This window comes from Marinomonas sp. UCMA 3892 (genome assembly GCF_012726345.1).
Taxonomy (GTDB): Bacteria; Pseudomonadota; Gammaproteobacteria; order Pseudomonadales; family Marinomonadaceae; genus Marinomonas.
This window is the reverse complement of record NZ_PTXN01000008.1, coordinates 175278-191009: the sequence shown is the minus strand read 5'-3', so window position 1 is coordinate 191009 and position 15732 is coordinate 175278. Positions and strand designations below refer to the sequence as shown.

Genomic DNA, 15732 nt, shown 5'->3' with positions numbered 1-15732 from the left:
AACCCCCTCCCAGCCTCCCCCTTAGCAGGGGGAGGAGCAGGCTGGTTTAATTCCCTCCCCTTGTGTCTTTGAAGGGGAGGGCTAGGGGGGTTTTAGGACTTAATACAGTTCTACAAAACTCGCTCACTACCTTTAGCGACAACCTCGAAGGCGGGAATCAATCTCTTATGGTCGTTAAAAATAACCTTATGTAGACGACACAAATTTTATACGAATCTCTATAATTATCTGAATAAGAAGCAAGATGCCGTTAAAACACGCTAAATGGATCACAGGGATTATCACCCTGTTGCTAATCTTTCCTATTGCCATTGGCTTGGTCGGCACCTTGCTTCCTGCTTTTCAGTATTTCCCGCCGCTTGGCGAATACCATATTTCCTTGGCACCTTGGCGTAATTTATTTTCCCAAGGGGAATTTTACGCCAGTTTAAAACTCACCTTAATAACCGGTATTGGCGCGCCTTTGCTGGCACTTTGGTTGGCGCTATCTCTGTTGGCTTGGGGTTATCAGCGTCCGTTTTTCCGTAAAGTCGAAGCGGCGTTATCGCCGATTCTGGCGATTCCCCACGCGGCGATGGCCATCGGCTTGTTGTTTTTATTGAGTCCGTCCGGTTGGTTAGTACGCTTGTTCAGTCCTTGGCTAACGGGATTTGATCGACCACCCAATTGGATTACCGTACAAGATCCTTATGGCGTTTCACTGATTCTCGCCCTTGTGATAAAAGAAATGCCCTATCTGTTGTTTGTTATGCTCGCCACCATGAAAAGCATCAAGGCGCGAGAAAGCTTGCAAGTCGGCCAAGCCCTCGGTTACAGCCGTTTTACCTTGTGGCGCAAGGTGTTAATTCCTCAGCTGTATCCGATTATTCGTTTGCCCATTTTTATCGTCGTTGCCTTTAGTTTAACTGTGGTGGATTTGGCTTTGGTGATTGGCCCCAACACACCGTCAACACTGGCGGTGACTTTATTGCGCTGGTTCAATGATCCCGATTTATCCATGCGCTTAATGGCAAGCGCTGGCGCAATTTCTCTTATGTTGGTAATTGTTGTTGTCTTAGCAGGCTGGGAGCTGGCGCATTTGTTGTTTAGCAAGCTAACCCGAGCCGAACGCAGCAATGGTAAGCGTTTTGGATTAACCGACAGCCTACTTCGATTGGGTGTTGTTTTAGGTTTACTCGCCTTACTGAATGCCTTTGTGGCTCTGGCTTTGCTACCGATTTGGTCGCTTGCCAGACGTTGGCGTTTCCCTGATGCGTTACCAAGCCAATGGACGTGGGACAATATCGACCGCGCCACGCCGCTGCTGATAGAACTCACCTCGAACACACTGACCATTGCGCTGATTACCACGCTCATGGCTTGCACGATTAGTCTGGTGATGTTGGAAACAAAACGACACGATATGGCAAGATCAACCGACATCAGCAAGCCGCATTTATTCGATTGGCTGATTTACGTGCCGATTCTGTTACCGCAAATTGGCTTTTTGTTTGGTTTGCATGTGCTGCTGATTTATCTGAACCTCAATGGCGATCTATGCGCCATTATTGCTCTGCATCTGATGTACGTTTTGCCTTATGTTTACTTAACGCTAAAAGGCCCCTATTTAGCGTATGAAGAGGAATACTTACTGCAAGCCAATCGACTCAATCATCAACCTTGGCGCAATTATGTTTTGGTTAAAATCGCCATGCTTAAACCGGCGATATTCACCGCCTTTGCCATTGGTTTTTCCGTCAGTATCGCCCAATATTTACCTACGCTCATTGCGGGTGAAGGCCGTTACAGCACGTTAACCACCGAAGCGGTAGCGCAAGCGGCATCGGGCGATAGAAAGCAAGTCGGCAGCATGGCAATGTTGCAAGCCTTCTTTCCCATCATGGTATTTTGGCTCGCACAATTTATCCCACCACACTGGACTCGGTGGCGATTGGTATTAAAAAATTTGTTTAGCAGAAGGAATAAATCGTGCTCAGTGTAAATGCGTTTTCTTTGTCTTTGGGCGATAAGACACTTATCAAAGATTTGAGCTTCGAAATCGCCGATGGTCAGATTTTGTCCATCATGGGGCCAAGCGGCATTGGCAAATCCAGCTTACTACATTTTTTAAGCGGATCTTTATCACCGAATTTAACTACCACTGGCGAAGCCTTTTTAAACGACGAAGCTTTGCACACAAAAGCCACTCAAGATCGAAAAGTCGGCTTATTACAACAAATGCCCTTGCTGTTCCCACACATGAGCATCATAGAAAATCTACTCTTTGCTATCCCTGCCGACATCAACAAAGCAGAACGCATCACCATGGCACAACACGCCTTGGAAAAACTCGGCATTCCCGACAAAGCCAACGCCCTACCGAAAGAACTTTCCGGCGGTCAGCAGGCTCGTGTTGCCCTGCTCCGCACCTTGCTTTCCAAACCCGACTACCTACTGCTTGACGAACCCTTCAGTGAACTCGACCCAGCCCTAAGACGTGACGTAAGAGCTTTTGTACTAAACGAGATACGCCAAGCGAACATACCCGCGCTGCTTGTCACACACGATCCTGAGGATGCAAAAGCCATGGAAGGAGAATGTTTGGAGTTGGGAATAGTGAAATAAGCACTTTACTTCAACTAACGCTACACCTTTAAACATGGTTACCTTCTCTTAATACCATCGCCACCTCCATTTTGACTATAAATTTATAGCCAAAACATTTGACAATATTTTTATTGCCAACTATATTGACAAAATATTCATTGTTAAAAGAACACGGAGGTTATATGTCAGGTCAGGTTGTATTCGGGAAGAAGTATTTCGAACGTCACAAAGATCAACAAAAAGTATGGCGATACTTGGATAGAGGCGCCCACATTATTCTGCTTGCCCCTAGGCGATCAGGCAAAACGTCAATGCTCAGGCATCTAGAGCAAAATCCTAAAGAAAACTACATTTTTTTATACACCATGGTTCAGTCCTGCACCACGGAACAAGCTTTCTATAAGCAAATATTTGATCAATTGTATGATACGGATTTTATAAAAAACCTAGAAAAAAATAGTCAAAAAAGCAAAGAGTGGCTTAGCTCTATATTAAGTAAGATTGATAACATCAGTATCGCTGGTTCAGGCATCAAGTTAACCGACAAAACTCGACATATCACCCATCAAGACTTAGCAACAGTGATTCGTAAACTTCAATTGGATAAAAAGCTGGTCATTGTTTTTGATGAATATCCAGATGTGATTGAAGCTATTCATGAAGATGGTGGTTTAACCGCGGTCAAAAACTTCATGAAAAACACCCGCACCTTGTGCCAAGACACATCATTGAACGAAATGGTGCAGTTTATCTTTACTGGCTCCATTGGCTTAGATTCATTAGCCAATCGACTCGGCGTGTCAAACCTCATTAACGATCAAGAAAAATTAAGTCTCTCTACTTTAAACCAACCTAATGGATTGGCGTTTATTGATTTTCTAAATGACAAAAATGGCAGCGAATTAAACATTACGCCGGACGTAGCTATGTACATGCTTGAAAAAGTGCAATGGTTGATGCCTTACTACATTGAAATTCTATGGGAAAGGCTTGAAGACCACTGCTTAGAAATTGAAAACCTCACCCCAACATTCAGAGACGTTGACACCGCTTATACCACCTTATTTGACCAAGCTTATCGCTCCAATTTTAATCATTGGGTTGAACGACTCAATCGCCTTGAAAAGTCAGAAAAAGCATTAGCAAAAGAATTTTTACACCTGTTAGCTCAGACTGAGCAAGCCTCATACAACGATTATTTTAATATTAGCCAACAAGAAAAATATCAAGATACAAACCATGGTTATGTCATCAATTGCTTAGAGCATGATGGCTACATTTTTGAATCAGAGCCAAATACTTACCGTTTTACCTCGCCCCTATTAAAAGACTGGTGGAATCGATATGCCAACCGTGCCATATAAAAACGAAATACCCAAAAAGTACAATCCGCAAAATACGTCAACAGCGGTATTAAAGAAAACCTTTGCCATCAGGTTGAAGGAGTTCAAACGCTTATGGAAAGAAATTTCGCAGTCTGATATGACATCTCCAGAGCAACATTACATTATTCAAGGTGTAAGAGGTGCGGGGAAAACCACTCTACTCACTCGATTGAGTATCGAAGTTGAAGAAAGTGATGCGTTATCAGCTTGGTTAATCCCGATACAACTAAAAGAAGAAGAGTATGGCATTAGTTCTTTGTTTAGCTTTTGGTTGCGTATCGCAGAAGATTTAGAAGAGCACCCTTTATACGGTACAAACTTTAAAGGTTTAGCAGAAGCGATAGAAGACATAGAGCCAGAAGATGGAGAAGACGCAAAAGAAGCATTTAAACTGCTTAATAATGCTCTAAATAAACATCAGCAAAAAATCATTATCTTTATCGATAATATCGCCGAATTGTTTGATCACTTCTCTAAGGTCGATTTAGCAATACTCAGAGAAGTATTAAGTCAAAACGCTAACCTGAGAATCATTGGCGGCTCTGCGGTTTCTCTAGAAAATTTCTATGATCACAAACACCCTTTCTATCAGTTCTTTAACGTCATCACTTTAGGCAAGCTAACGAAAGATGAAACCCTGGACCTGCTCTTAGCACTGGGGGAAGCAGCCGGAGAAGATGCCGCTCAACAAATAAAACTCGCCATAGAACAACAGCCGGAAAAAATTGAATCCATCCGTCGACTCACTGGCGGTGTGCCAAGAACCATGGCGCTATTATTTGATATTTTGGCCGAAGGCCCACACGGCACCACTTTTGGCTATTTAGATGACACCCTCGACATGGCCTCTCCCATTTACAAACATCGAATGGACGACCTAAGTAAACAACAAAAACCCATCGTGCACGCCATTGCCAAACACTGGGATGCCATCTCGGTAAAAGAAATCGCCCAAAAAACCCGTATAGACAGCAAAACCATATCGGCTCAATTATCCCAACTACAAAAGCAATGGATAGTAGAGAAAATCCACACCGACAATAAAAACCATCTTTACCGCATCCAAGAACGATTCTTTAATATTTGGTATCTCATGCGCTATGGCCGTCGTCGAGATAAAAACAAACTGCTTTGGCTAACCCGATTTATTGAAATGTGGTGCACTCAAGAAGACTTAACTCATCGAGTTACACAGTATTCTTCTGGATTAAGTAACGACGCCTACCTGCCCGGCACCTTGGCCTATACATCTGCTCTACTTGGCTGCAAAAACATCTCTGTGAATGAAAAAGAACAGATATATCAGCATGCTCATGATTTCTTTAAACAACAAAGTGACACCAGCTATCTAAGCTTGCTACCAGAAATAGAAGGCAATGAATACGCTAAAGAGGCATTAACATATATAAATAATAATGAGTTTGAACTCTCAATTAAATTTTTAAAAATAGCAGCCGAGAAAGGTTTTTTTCCCAGCTATCATATAATGGCCAACTTATATCACTTTGAACTAAATAATTTTCAATTGGCTGAAAAAAATTACCTTAAAGCTATAGAGCATAAATTAAACGATATGCTTTTTTACTTACAATTAGGAGTCTTATACGAAGATGGCATGAAAAATTATCATAAAGCTGAGCAAGCATATATTAAAGCTATAGAACATGGCAATCACAGTGCTTATATACTCTTAGGTAATATATATGAGAAACACCTTAACAACTTCCCCAAAGCAAAACAGTCATATATTAAAGCAGTAGAGTACGAATACTACTATGGATACATCTTCTTAGGTAACCTGTACGCAAAGAAATTTGAGAACATAAATAAAGCAGAACAGTTTTTCTTTGAAGCTATCAAACATGAGAAAACTGATGCTTATACACAATTGGCATGGTTGTATTTTTCACGTAAATTAATAGATAAAAAAATCCAAGCCCTCAGTTATGCACAACAAGGAGCTAGTCACAAAGAAGGCATTTTTAATTCATACACCCTAGCATCTATTGCTTTATGGAATAATGAATTTAACATTGCTATTACGGCTATGGAAAAAATATTTATTAGTGATACGTGGCTTCAAGATTTAGAAGAAAACTCTCAAGCTATCATTGATCTACTAATGTTGTTTTTAGCCAAAAAACAAACTCACTTATTAAATAAATGGTTCAAAGAATATAACTTAACAGAGCAATTTAAACCTCTTTACTATGTGTTAATGTTTCTAATGAAAGACGAATATCCAAATGAGTATTTGCGCATGGGCTCAGAGCTAGAAGAAACGGTCACAGAAATGTTAGCAAGGATTGATGAGTTGGCTGTAAAGTACCAATAACCCACTATATCAATAATCTATCAAGTCCTATTCCTAAAAAAGCCAGTCATGTCTAATGACTGGCTTTTTCGTAATTAACTTAAAACAAAAGAACAATTTAAACCGATAAGTTCTGCTTACGATATTGGCTGGGCGTTTGGGCAAACAACCCTTTAAAGGCATGGATGTAGGCGGAGTCAGATTGATAACCTAACTCCAAGGCGATGTTCTGAATAGATAGGTTCTTTTCAAGTAACTGTAGTGATAAAACCAATCTGATGTTTTGTCGCCACATGGCGAACGATTGATTAAATTCTTTTGCGCATAGTCTCGACAGCGTTCGCGGCGATGCGCCGACTTTTACCGCCCACTCAGCAAGGGTTAAGGCCAAGTCTGGCTGTTGATTCAATTCTACGAAGATCGCCATCAACCTTCTGTCATTTGGGATCAATAAGGGAATTTCATAACTCTCCGCAATGGCAATTTGATCTCGCAATACGTTCAGCAAGTTCGTCATCATTTGCTCTGAATAATCCTCTACTCCTTGCTCAACCAACAATACAATCAGCTCTTTTAAAAATGCTGTTACCAAACAGGACTTTGCATTATTTCCATAATCGACAGTGCTTTTTGGGTTTAAATACACCGCTAAAAATTGCGTTTTTGTTACAGATACTGACTTATGAATAGCATTGGCTGGTATGAAGAGCATGCCATTATGTGGAACGATAATACTCTTACCCTCAATAGTGGATTGCAGCAAACCAGAAATAGGAAATAACACTTGGTGCCATGAATGCGTGTGTAATTCCTCTACACCATTCGCGGGCAGATTAATTATTTTCGAAACAACCTGACGATCAGAAAAATGTTGAATGAGTTCGTTTGCATTCATGGTTGGCAACTTATCAATGTTTTATGTCATATAGAATAAATTAAGCCATCGAAATTTGAAATAGCATATGCCTTCACCCAGTAAGTTATCAGCAGGTAAGGTTTATGAGTATTGAAGTATGGTCAGTGTATTTTGGGACAGTGTTGGCGTTCATGTTTCCACCGGGAGCAAGCCATATTCTGATGCTGTCTAACAGTATTGGCAGTGGGTTTAAAAAATCCATTGCCACCGCTTGTGGTGATCTTTCCGCTAACTTTTTACAAATGACGGCGGCCTCCATTGGTTTAGCCGCAAGTCTTCAGTCTTCGCAACAGATTTTCGAAGTGATTAAATGGGCTGGTGTCGCGTATCTTGTTTACTCTGGTTTGAGGCTATTTTTCTCGAATCAATCCAGTTTAAAAAACACCTCACCTCGTTCCATTCGATCTTTATATTGGCAAGGTTTTATCACCTCAGCATCCAACCCTAAGGCGATTATTTTCTTTGCTGCGCTGTTCCCTCAGTTTATTTCTACTTCCCAGCCTTTGTTGCCGCAATTTATCGTCTTGAGCATCACTTATCTTGTTGTTGATGGCTTGTTCTTGTGCTTTTACGGCAAATCTGCGGCATCTTTCGCAAAAAAGTTTCAATCCCGTATTGGGCACTATTTTAATAAAATCTCGGGCTCTCTTTTGATTGCTGCCGCTATCCTTCTTGGTCTTAAGAATATTGATAAGGATTAAAGAAATAAACTTTATTGAAGCTGCATCATTCTCCTCTTTTCAAGTAATCAATTTTACCAATCTATCGGTTATACATTAATTGCACAAAATATTGTTATATTATAACATTACTATTCTTTTTAACTTAGATGGACAAGGCAGGTGCAAGTAACAGGTCTGCATTGAGTAAAAATTATAATTTCCAAGGAGAAAACTGAATGATCAAACGCCTTAGCAGTGTTAGCCTTCTCGCACTGAGCATTAGTACTATTGCGATTGCAAGTGAAAAACACGATGACAGCATGACTCGTTATCGTGTATTTATTGGTGATCACGCTACACCACAAGTCACTGCTTTTGACTTAGATAATCCAGATAAGCGTTGGACCTTTAATACTGCAGGGCAAAGCAAGCTTTACTCTGTTTCCAACAATGGCCTAATCGTTGCGGTTCAGTCTGATAATGATCAGGTGAACTTTATTCAATCCGGCTTTCACTTCCATGATCACGGTGCCCATACAGATATAGAAATAAATGATCCTGTCGCTCTAAAAAAAGTGCTTCAGGGCCCTCGTCCATTCCATCTAGTTGAGCACGATGATCTAGTGTCCATCAACTTTGATAAAGGTGGGTACGCTGATGTTTTAGATGGCCATGAACTAACGGAGGGACATATTGAAGTAACACGAGTACAACAAAATCATGCACATCATGGCTTTGTGACACCTTGGGGAGATAACTGGCTTTCTAGTATCGCATCGAACGAAGCTGAAGAAGGTCATGCTCCGCCACGAATTGGTTTACAAGCAATTAAGACAGACGGAACACCAGCAGGTGATTTGCAAACTTGCACAGGATTACATGGAGAAGCTTTTTCTGGTGCTTATCTGACTGTCGGTTGCAAAGAAGGAGTCTTAGCCGCAAAAGCTGGTAAAAACGGTACAGAATACAAAATGCTTCCTTACCCTGCAGACTTTCCAAAAGGGGAAACAACAGGCACCTTATTAGGCTCTAAATCCTTTCAGATATTCCTTGGCAACTATGGCAAAAAAAGCTTAGCCATCATAGATCCTACAGAAACACCTTACATTCAGCTTGTGGAGTTGCCCTTCCGCCGTGTGGACTTCATTTTAGATCCAGTTAGGCTTCAGAATGCCTACGTTCTAACTGAAAATGGTCAAATCCACCGTATTAACTTATTGAGTGGTGAAATCGAAAAAAGCACTCGTGTAACAGCGCCATACAGTATGGACGGGCACTGGAATGATCCAAGACCTCGCTTAGCCATGGCTGGTGATAATATTGTTATCACTGACCCAAATGCTGGCCTGATACGCCTCATTAATGCAAAGGACTTCTCTGAGTCGAAGACCATTAACATTGAAGGTATTCCTTATAATATTGCCGTTGCTGGCGGTAGTGGTATTAGCCACTAACTCAACCTTAGCCTTTAGATTTCGCAGATTCTAATTCAAAACCACTTTATGCAATGTAAAGTGGTTTTGTTGTTTTAAATTGACCAACAATATTGCAGACTTTAAGGCAGTTAGAATTTCCATTCGTTCAGACCACCAATAACCAAGCAAACAAGCAAACAAGCAAACCACTATGCCTGAACTCAAAAATGAAAGAGCCATCGCGGAACAATTCCTTAAGGAAATGCTGAAAGCCGATGACACAGGCAACTATGAGTTGTTTGTTAAACATTACGAAGAAGACGATCTAGTCGACTTCTCTCCAGAACGTTTTGAACAAGACATCAAACACATGCAAGCTAGAAATCGTAAGAATTTTGGCTAGTTAATCGGTAGCCTATAAGTGGCAGACAAAGTTAGTTTTTGTTGAATCTGAAAGTAACTTAGATTTGGCGATAAACATTTAAGTTTTAAAGTATCGGTGACTTCCATAAGTGGCTGAGTATTTTTAGCGACATGTGCACATTCCCATAATATTGGAGGTAAAGTTTACCTCAAAATAACTCTTCCTATTCATATTTCAATCGCGTCTGACACTTTGGAATACATTCAAAGATCTACTTTTTTCTTAAATTATCTAATCTAGAGCCTACCCCCCAGACATCTGATTAAAATCAATCTACACCATATAAAGCCAGTATAAATCCTTACTTACTGGCTTTATAGGAAAACCCAAACACATTTTTTAAAAAAGATAAAAATGCATATTATTTATAAATCATATCTGGCAACCACGTTGAGATTTGAACGATAAAAACAACGAGAAGTAAGCGAATTATATCCGCAGTCCAAAAAGGTAATACACCTCTAAAAATAGTCCCTGTTTTGACATCCCTAATAATACTACTTAACACAAAGACATTCATTCCGACAGGCGGCGTTATTAAGCTAATCTCAACGACAATAACAGCAACAATACCAAACCAAACTAAACTATAACCTAGCTCGGAAACTATGGGAAAAAATACAGGAATGGTAAGGAGGAGCATGGAAAAACTCTCTAAGACCATACCTAGAATGATGTAAATCATTAGAATAACGAAGATCACCAAAATGGGAGCAACATCTAGTGACACAACAAAATCTACCATCATACCAGGCAACCCGGCACGGTTAATAAAATCAGAAAATATTAATGCACCGATAATAATCACGAATAATGTCGCTGATGTTCGAGCGCTATCCGCTAGTGTTTTGAACAGGGACGATAAACTCAAGCTTCGACGTAATAATGCAATAACCAATGCTCCTCCAGCACCAATACCTGCGGCTTCTGTCGGCGTAAATATACCTAAATAGATACCACCCATCACCAGAATAAACAGCCCCAAGATATCCCGCACTCCCTTTAGGGCATGCAGCCTTTCAGCCCAGCTCATTGCTTCAGCAGAAGGGCCTGCACTTGGATCACGCCAAACAACATATTTAACGGCCCCAAGATATAGAAAAATTCCTAATATGCCTGGTATAAGCCCAGCTGCAAATAATTCTCGAATACTCGTTTGAGTTAACAACCCATACACAATCAACATTACACTTGGCGGTATTAAAATACCTAATGTGCCACCAGAGGCAATAGAAGCTGTTGCTAAAGCATCACTATAGCCATATTTTCGCATTGGTGGCATCGCTACTTTTGCCATGGTTGCCGCAGTAGCAAGACTAGAACCGCTAACTGCAGAAAAACCACCACAGGCTGCGATAGTCGCCATCGCTAAACCACCTTTTTTATGACAAAGAAATGCATATGAAGCAGCGTATAGTTGTTTTGAAAGGCCAGATCTTGTTATCAAATTCCCCATTAGAATAAATAGGGGGATTATTGAAAGACCATAATCTTGCGCTGTATCAACAATACGATTGGAAGCCATTGAAAGTGGGATACTCCACCTAAAATTTCCTATATCCCCCCAAGTTAGACCGCTCAAAATTGCAAAGCCAAAGAAACCAACTACGCCCATTGCAAATGCAATTGGAATCCTTAATAACATTATCATTATTAAAAGAACTGCAAAACTTGTTAGGATCAAAGTCATTTCTCTTCTCCTGAATTTGGTTGTGTAAAGACTGATAATAAAAAATAAAGGAGAGCACTTATTCCAGTAAAAAAACTTAATACCGCAATATATTGAACAACAAGTCCAGTTTCAATATGTAAAAACTCAGTAGTAATATTACGTCTTAACATACGGGATCCAACATCCCATATTCTAAAAGATATAAAGTATAATGAAGATGAAATAACGATAGATGAAACTAATGCCAACACCCGTAAATAAGTATTTTTTATAAATGCATCAATTAAATCGACCACAATATGCGAACCACGCCATGTCACAACAGGCATCACTGAGAAAATAACAATAGCTAAGCCAATCTCAGTTAATTCTGTAGCTCCGATTAAAGGATGATTAAGAAAATAACGACCAACAACATCAACACATGTGAGGATCATAAGAGCAAATAGAGTGGCTGCCGCTATTAGCTCAAAGAAGAAGGCCAACCATTTCATTGGCCCTCTCTCCTCATAGTTTGCATTCAACCATGGGATAAAAGACATTAATTAGCTCCAGTATCTTTTTGTTTAGCTGTGTACATTTGAGCTTCTATTCGTAGGAAATCTAATGCAGCTTGCGCATCAACTTTCTTGCCTTTTACTGCATCTAACCAACTTTGATCAATACCATCCGTAATTTTTAGATAATCTAATGACATTTGATTGCCATAACTTAGTAAGTTAACTTGACCTCCATTTTCCTCAGAAAACTTTTTCGCATCAATATCAGCTTTATCCCAAGCAGCTCCTGCCATTAAAGATAAGCGTTCGCCTGATACACTGCGAATTGCTTCGGCATCCTTTTTACCTATGGAGTCCATAAAATCAGGACTAATAAACATAGAAAACGCTCCCATGTACATACCTGTAGGTAGCACAGTTACATAAGGAGCAACTTCAACTAAACGCATACCTTGTTGTTCAACCATAGGCATAAATGCACCATCAACTACCCCTGTTTGCAAAAGCTCGTAGACTTTATTTCCAGGCGCCGCGACAGGAATTACACCAAGTCGTTTACCAATTTCTGCTTGAACTCCCCCTCCAATACGGATTTTTTTGCCTTTTAGGTCATCTAAGCTATTTACAGGAAAGCGAGTATGCATAACGCCAGGTCCATGAGTAAATAAGCCAATAACCTCAAGTCCATCAAATTCATTTGCCGCTTGTAGGTATTTTTTATAAGTGCGCCAGTAAGCCAAAGAAGCCGCTTCTGCATTAGCTCCAAGCCCAGGAAGCTCGACAATTTGCTCTAACTCAAAGCGACCAGGAACAAAACCATTAAAACTAAAAGACGCATCAGCAACACTGTCTTCAACAACTTCAAATAGTTGGGCTGGGTTATTAGAGCTGTTCTCAATATTAACTGTAACTCGCCCTTCTGTGGCTTCTTCAACCCACTTCCCCCAAGTTGGCCACACTACAGAATTTTGTACATGCGTAGGGGGTAACCAAGTGCTTACATTTAGTACTGTCTGTGCTGAAACAGGTGTATTAATTCCTGCTACCACAGTACCGGCTAATAATATAGAGCGCATAGTTTTAAACATATCTATTTCCTCAATTAAGTTTTAATTTTTGTTTTTATTATTTCTACTACTAAGCAATAGCAGGAAATATTTTTTCTAATTTATACTTGGATAATGCCGCTAATGTTCCTTAATACCTCTTTTTATAACGTTTAACTTTTCGTACTAATTGAAAAATTAATGAGAATAATTTAATTGTCTTTTTTAGCCTCGAACTCTTCTGAATGAAGAAAAGCCGTATGCTTGGGAGCACGTTTGGTTTTCGTCCACTCATCAAGCATTTCGTATTTTATTTCTTCTGTAATTTGAGCTATTTTAGCTTTAGCTGTTATATCGTCGTATGTCAGTTCAATTCGATGTCCATTTGGATCAAAGAAATAAATCGAATGAAATACACCATGATTTGTAATACCTAGTACATCAACATCATTTTCTTCAAGTTGTTTTTTTGCAGCTAAAAGCGTGTCGCGATCATGGACGCGAAGAGCGATATGCTGAACCCATGTTGGAGTATTTTCATCGCGCCCCATTTTAGGCTGGGTGGGAAGTTCAAAAAATGCTAGTACATTGTCGTTACCAGCATCCAAAAAAATATGCATATAAGGGTCTGGCTCTTTGGTTGAAGGTACTTGGTTCTCAGCAAAGGCTAAAATGAAATCCATATTAAGATTTTTCGTGTACCACTCCACCGTTTCTTTTGCATCATTGCAACGATATGCAACATGGTGAATTTGCTCTATTTTAAATGTCATAATAGTTTCCTCTAATATTAAGCCATATCGGGTTGTTTTTCTGGTTCGGCCTGAATAAATGCTGGGTGTTCTTTACAAGATGAATAAACCGAAAGAATATTTGGGTAATTATCAAGGCTAATCTCAAAACGTCTGGCATTATAAATTTGAGGAACTAGACAGCAATCCGCCATGGTTGGAGCATCACCAAAACAGAATTTTCCAGGTTGTTTGGCTAAAACCTTTTCCAATGCATCAAAACCAACTGTAATCCAATGCTTATACCAATCATTACGATGTGTCTCATCGACATCTAATTTATTATTTAAGTATTGAATAACTCTTAAATTATTTACAGGATGAATATCACATGCAATGATTTGGCTAAAAGCACGAATATTAGCTCGCAAATTGACATCGTCAGGCATAAGCGATGTTGTATTAGGGTAGGCTTCTTCAAGATACTCAATTATGGCCAGTGATTGAGTAATAGTTTGTTCTCCATCAACTAGAGTAGGTACCAGCTTTATTGGGTTTATAGATTCATAATCAGCGGTATGTTGCTCCCCTCCATTATTTAACAGATGAACGGGGATGTACTCATATGACAGCGCTTTAAGGTTTAAAGCGATACGCACCCTATATGCAGCTGAACTTCTAAAATAGCTATAAAGTTTAATCATGATATTCGCCTTAATAATTAAACTCGTTAGCAGGAAGAATTTTTCCACGTACTTCACCAAACCCTACACGCACCTCATCTTTTTGAGCATATCCTCGTATGACGATGCCATCCCCATCTTCAATAAAGTATCGTGATTCACCATTATTTAAGGTAAGGGACTCTGTCATATTCCAAGTCAGCTCAAGCAAACTGCCACGACTCCCTTTATCTTTCCCTGAAATGGTGCCAGAGCCTAACAAGTCACCAACTTGCATATTGCAGCCACTGATGGTGTGGTGTGCAAGTTGCTGAGGCATTGTCCAATACATGTATTTAAAGTTTGTTTTACTAATAACCGTTTCATGACCTGCAACATCGAAAGATACTTCAAGGTTAATATCAAAATTGTTATCACGCTTCTCGCGTAAATAAGGCAACGGAAGAGGTTCTTGCTTAGGTCCGGAACAACGAAATGGCTCTAAAGCCTCAAGCGTCACTACCCAAGGCGAAATAGAAGAAGCAAATGTTTTAGAATTAAACGGGCCGAGTGGAACGTATTCCCATTGCTGGATATCACGTGCGGACCAATCATTGAGGAGTACCATACCAAATATATGCTCATGAGCGCTTTCAATAGAAACAGGCTTACCCATAGCGTTTGGACGCCCAATTATAAAAGCAGTTTCTAACTCAAAGTCTAATTTTCGAGAGCTAGAAAAAATGGGGCGTTCTGAATCAGGAACTTTGACCTGTCCGCTTGGACGAACTATATCTGTACCACTAACTACGACAGAACTAGCACGACCGTTATAACCAACAGGCAGCTCACTCCAATTAGGCATTAAGGCATGTTTAGGATCTCTAAACATACAGCCCACGTTAAAGGCATGCTCACGAGATGAATAAAAGTCAGTATAAGAAGAAACATGAATAGGCAAATGCATTTGTACATCGGCTTGGTTAATGATTGCTTTGTCGCACAGTTCATTATTGTCACGTAATTCTGGATTATTGAAATCCAAAAGGTCTTGAAGGCGAGCCCGTGTTTCATGCCAGATTTCTTTTCCAAGAGAAATAAAAGGGTTAAGCGTGTCACAATTAAAAACAGAATTATCTGAAGTAGGAAGGAGGCCTGCTTCTTCAAGCTGACTCAAATCTATAATTTGGTGACCTATAGCGACACCTATCCGAGGGCTCAACTTGCCACTACTAAAAACTCCGTAAGGTAGATTGTGAATTGAGAAATCGCTACGCTCGTCAACAGGTAAAAATGTCTTTTTGATGTCCATAAGCCCTTCTATTTTTATTTTGAAGATATTTATCTTTATGTAAAAAATACTATAAGGTATATATTTATTAGACAAACAGATTATATTGATAAATATATAGGATAATC

Annotated in this window: 14 protein-coding genes; 7 read left to right on the top strand and 7 right to left on the bottom strand. The window is 39.9% G+C overall.

The window, feature by feature from the left end:
* Positions 1-244 precede the first annotated feature (244 nt).
* From B6N13_RS13040 to B6N13_RS13025, 4 genes are all read left to right on the top strand, one after another.
* The gene (locus tag B6N13_RS13040) at positions 245-1981 is read left to right on the top strand and encodes an ABC transporter permease (RefSeq protein WP_169459580.1); all 1737 of its coding nucleotides are present in this window, start codon (positions 245-247) and stop codon (positions 1979-1981) included.
* Positions 1969-2604, top strand: a complete 636-nt coding sequence (locus tag B6N13_RS13035) for an ATP-binding cassette domain-containing protein (protein ID WP_169459579.1) — start codon at positions 1969-1971, stop codon at positions 2602-2604. The genes B6N13_RS13040 and B6N13_RS13035 overlap by 13 nt, the downstream gene beginning before the upstream one ends.
* A gap of 164 nt (positions 2605-2768) precedes the next feature.
* Positions 2769-3950 (top strand): AAA family ATPase, encoded by a 1182-nt coding sequence (locus B6N13_RS13030; protein ID WP_169459578.1) that lies wholly within the window; start codon positions 2769-2771, stop codon positions 3948-3950.
* Positions 3931-6306, top strand: a complete 2376-nt coding sequence (locus B6N13_RS13025) for an AAA family ATPase (RefSeq protein ID WP_169459577.1) — start codon at positions 3931-3933, stop codon at positions 6304-6306. Before B6N13_RS13030 ends, B6N13_RS13025 begins: the two co-directional genes overlap by 20 nt.
* A gap of 97 nt (positions 6307-6403) precedes the next feature.
* On the opposite strand, the gene B6N13_RS13020 is transcribed toward B6N13_RS13025, so the two are convergent.
* The gene (locus B6N13_RS13020) at positions 6404-7180 is read right to left on the bottom strand and encodes an AraC family transcriptional regulator (RefSeq protein WP_169459576.1); all 777 of its coding nucleotides are present in this window, start codon (positions 7178-7180) and stop codon (positions 6404-6406) included.
* Positions 7181-7284: 104 nt separating this feature from the next.
* On the opposite strand from B6N13_RS13020, the gene B6N13_RS13015 reads away from it, so the two are divergent.
* The 3 genes from B6N13_RS13015 to B6N13_RS13005 all read left to right on the top strand — a co-directional run bounded on the left by B6N13_RS13015 (position 7285) and on the right by B6N13_RS13005 (position 9681).
* Positions 7285-7902, top strand: a complete 618-nt coding sequence (locus tag B6N13_RS13015; protein WP_169459575.1) for a LysE family translocator — start codon at positions 7285-7287, stop codon at positions 7900-7902.
* Between the two features lie 197 nt (positions 7903-8099).
* Complete coding sequence (locus B6N13_RS13010) at positions 8100-9317, top strand: metallochaperone AztD (RefSeq protein WP_169459574.1); 1218 nt, start codon at positions 8100-8102, stop codon at positions 9315-9317.
* Between the two features lie 172 nt (positions 9318-9489).
* Entirely contained in the window at positions 9490-9681 is a 192-nt protein-coding gene (locus B6N13_RS13005) for a hypothetical protein (protein ID WP_169459573.1), read from the top strand.
* Positions 9682-10063: 382 nt separating this feature from the next.
* Here B6N13_RS13005 and B6N13_RS13000 read toward each other — a convergent pair whose 3' ends face one another.
* From B6N13_RS13000 to fahA, 6 genes are all read right to left on the bottom strand, one after another.
* The gene (locus B6N13_RS13000) at positions 10064-11392 is read right to left on the bottom strand and encodes a TRAP transporter large permease (RefSeq protein ID WP_169459572.1); all 1329 of its coding nucleotides are present in this window, start codon (positions 11390-11392) and stop codon (positions 10064-10066) included.
* Positions 11389-11916: a TRAP transporter small permease subunit gene (locus tag B6N13_RS12995; RefSeq protein WP_169459571.1), complete on the bottom strand. Its 528-nt coding sequence runs from the start codon at positions 11914-11916 to the stop codon at positions 11389-11391. Before B6N13_RS12995 ends, B6N13_RS13000 begins: the two co-directional genes overlap by 4 nt.
* A complete protein-coding gene (locus tag B6N13_RS12990) occupies positions 11916-12962 on the bottom strand; it encodes a TRAP transporter substrate-binding protein (RefSeq protein ID WP_072839801.1) in 1047 nt (348 codons plus the stop codon). Before B6N13_RS12990 ends, B6N13_RS12995 begins: the two co-directional genes overlap by 1 nt.
* A gap of 170 nt (positions 12963-13132) precedes the next feature.
* On the bottom strand, positions 13133-13693 hold the full coding sequence (locus B6N13_RS12985) for a VOC family protein (RefSeq protein ID WP_169459570.1): 561 nt from the start codon (positions 13691-13693) through the stop codon (positions 13133-13135).
* A gap of 17 nt (positions 13694-13710) precedes the next feature.
* Positions 13711-14355 carry a maleylacetoacetate isomerase gene (gene maiA / locus B6N13_RS12980; protein WP_198432173.1) on the bottom strand — a complete coding sequence of 215 codons (645 nt, stop codon included), beginning with the start codon at positions 14353-14355 and terminating at the stop codon, positions 13711-13713.
* 10 nt (positions 14356-14365) lie between these two features.
* A complete protein-coding gene (fahA, locus tag B6N13_RS12975) occupies positions 14366-15625 on the bottom strand; it encodes a fumarylacetoacetase (RefSeq protein ID WP_169459569.1) in 1260 nt (419 codons plus the stop codon).
* Positions 15626-15732: the final 107 nt, after the last annotated feature.

What these genes read in the sequence shown, in the direction of transcription:
- B6N13_RS13040 (WP_169459580.1), top strand. Translation starts at nt 245, where the DNA reads ATGCCGTTAAAACACGCTAAATGGATCACAGGGATTATCACCCTGTTG.
- B6N13_RS13030 (WP_169459578.1), top strand. Translation starts at nt 2,769, where the DNA reads ATGTCAGGTCAGGTTGTATTCGGGAAGAAGTATTTCGAACGTCACAAA.
- B6N13_RS13025 (WP_169459577.1), top strand. Translation starts at nt 3,931, where the DNA reads ATGCCAACCGTGCCATATAAAAACGAAATACCCAAAAAGTACAATCCG.
- B6N13_RS13020 (WP_169459576.1), bottom strand. Translation starts at nt 7,180, where the DNA reads ATGAATGCAAACGAACTCATTCAACATTTTTCTGATCGTCAGGTTGTT.
- B6N13_RS13015 (WP_169459575.1), top strand. Translation starts at nt 7,285, where the DNA reads ATGAGTATTGAAGTATGGTCAGTGTATTTTGGGACAGTGTTGGCGTTC.
- B6N13_RS13010 (WP_169459574.1), top strand. Translation starts at nt 8,100, where the DNA reads ATGATCAAACGCCTTAGCAGTGTTAGCCTTCTCGCACTGAGCATTAGT.
- B6N13_RS13005 (WP_169459573.1), top strand. Translation starts at nt 9,490, where the DNA reads ATGCCTGAACTCAAAAATGAAAGAGCCATCGCGGAACAATTCCTTAAG.
- B6N13_RS13000 (WP_169459572.1), bottom strand. Translation starts at nt 11,392, where the DNA reads ATGACTTTGATCCTAACAAGTTTTGCAGTTCTTTTAATAATGATAATG.
- B6N13_RS12995 (WP_169459571.1), bottom strand. Translation starts at nt 11,916, where the DNA reads ATGTCTTTTATCCCATGGTTGAATGCAAACTATGAGGAGAGAGGGCCA.
- B6N13_RS12990 (WP_072839801.1), bottom strand. Translation starts at nt 12,962, where the DNA reads ATGTTTAAAACTATGCGCTCTATATTATTAGCCGGTACTGTGGTAGCA.
- B6N13_RS12985 (WP_169459570.1), bottom strand. Translation starts at nt 13,693, where the DNA reads ATGACATTTAAAATAGAGCAAATTCACCATGTTGCATATCGTTGCAAT.
- maiA (WP_198432173.1), bottom strand. Translation starts at nt 14,355, where the DNA reads ATGATTAAACTTTATAGCTATTTTAGAAGTTCAGCTGCATATAGGGTG.
- fahA (WP_169459569.1), bottom strand. Translation starts at nt 15,625, where the DNA reads ATGGACATCAAAAAGACATTTTTACCTGTTGACGAGCGTAGCGATTTC.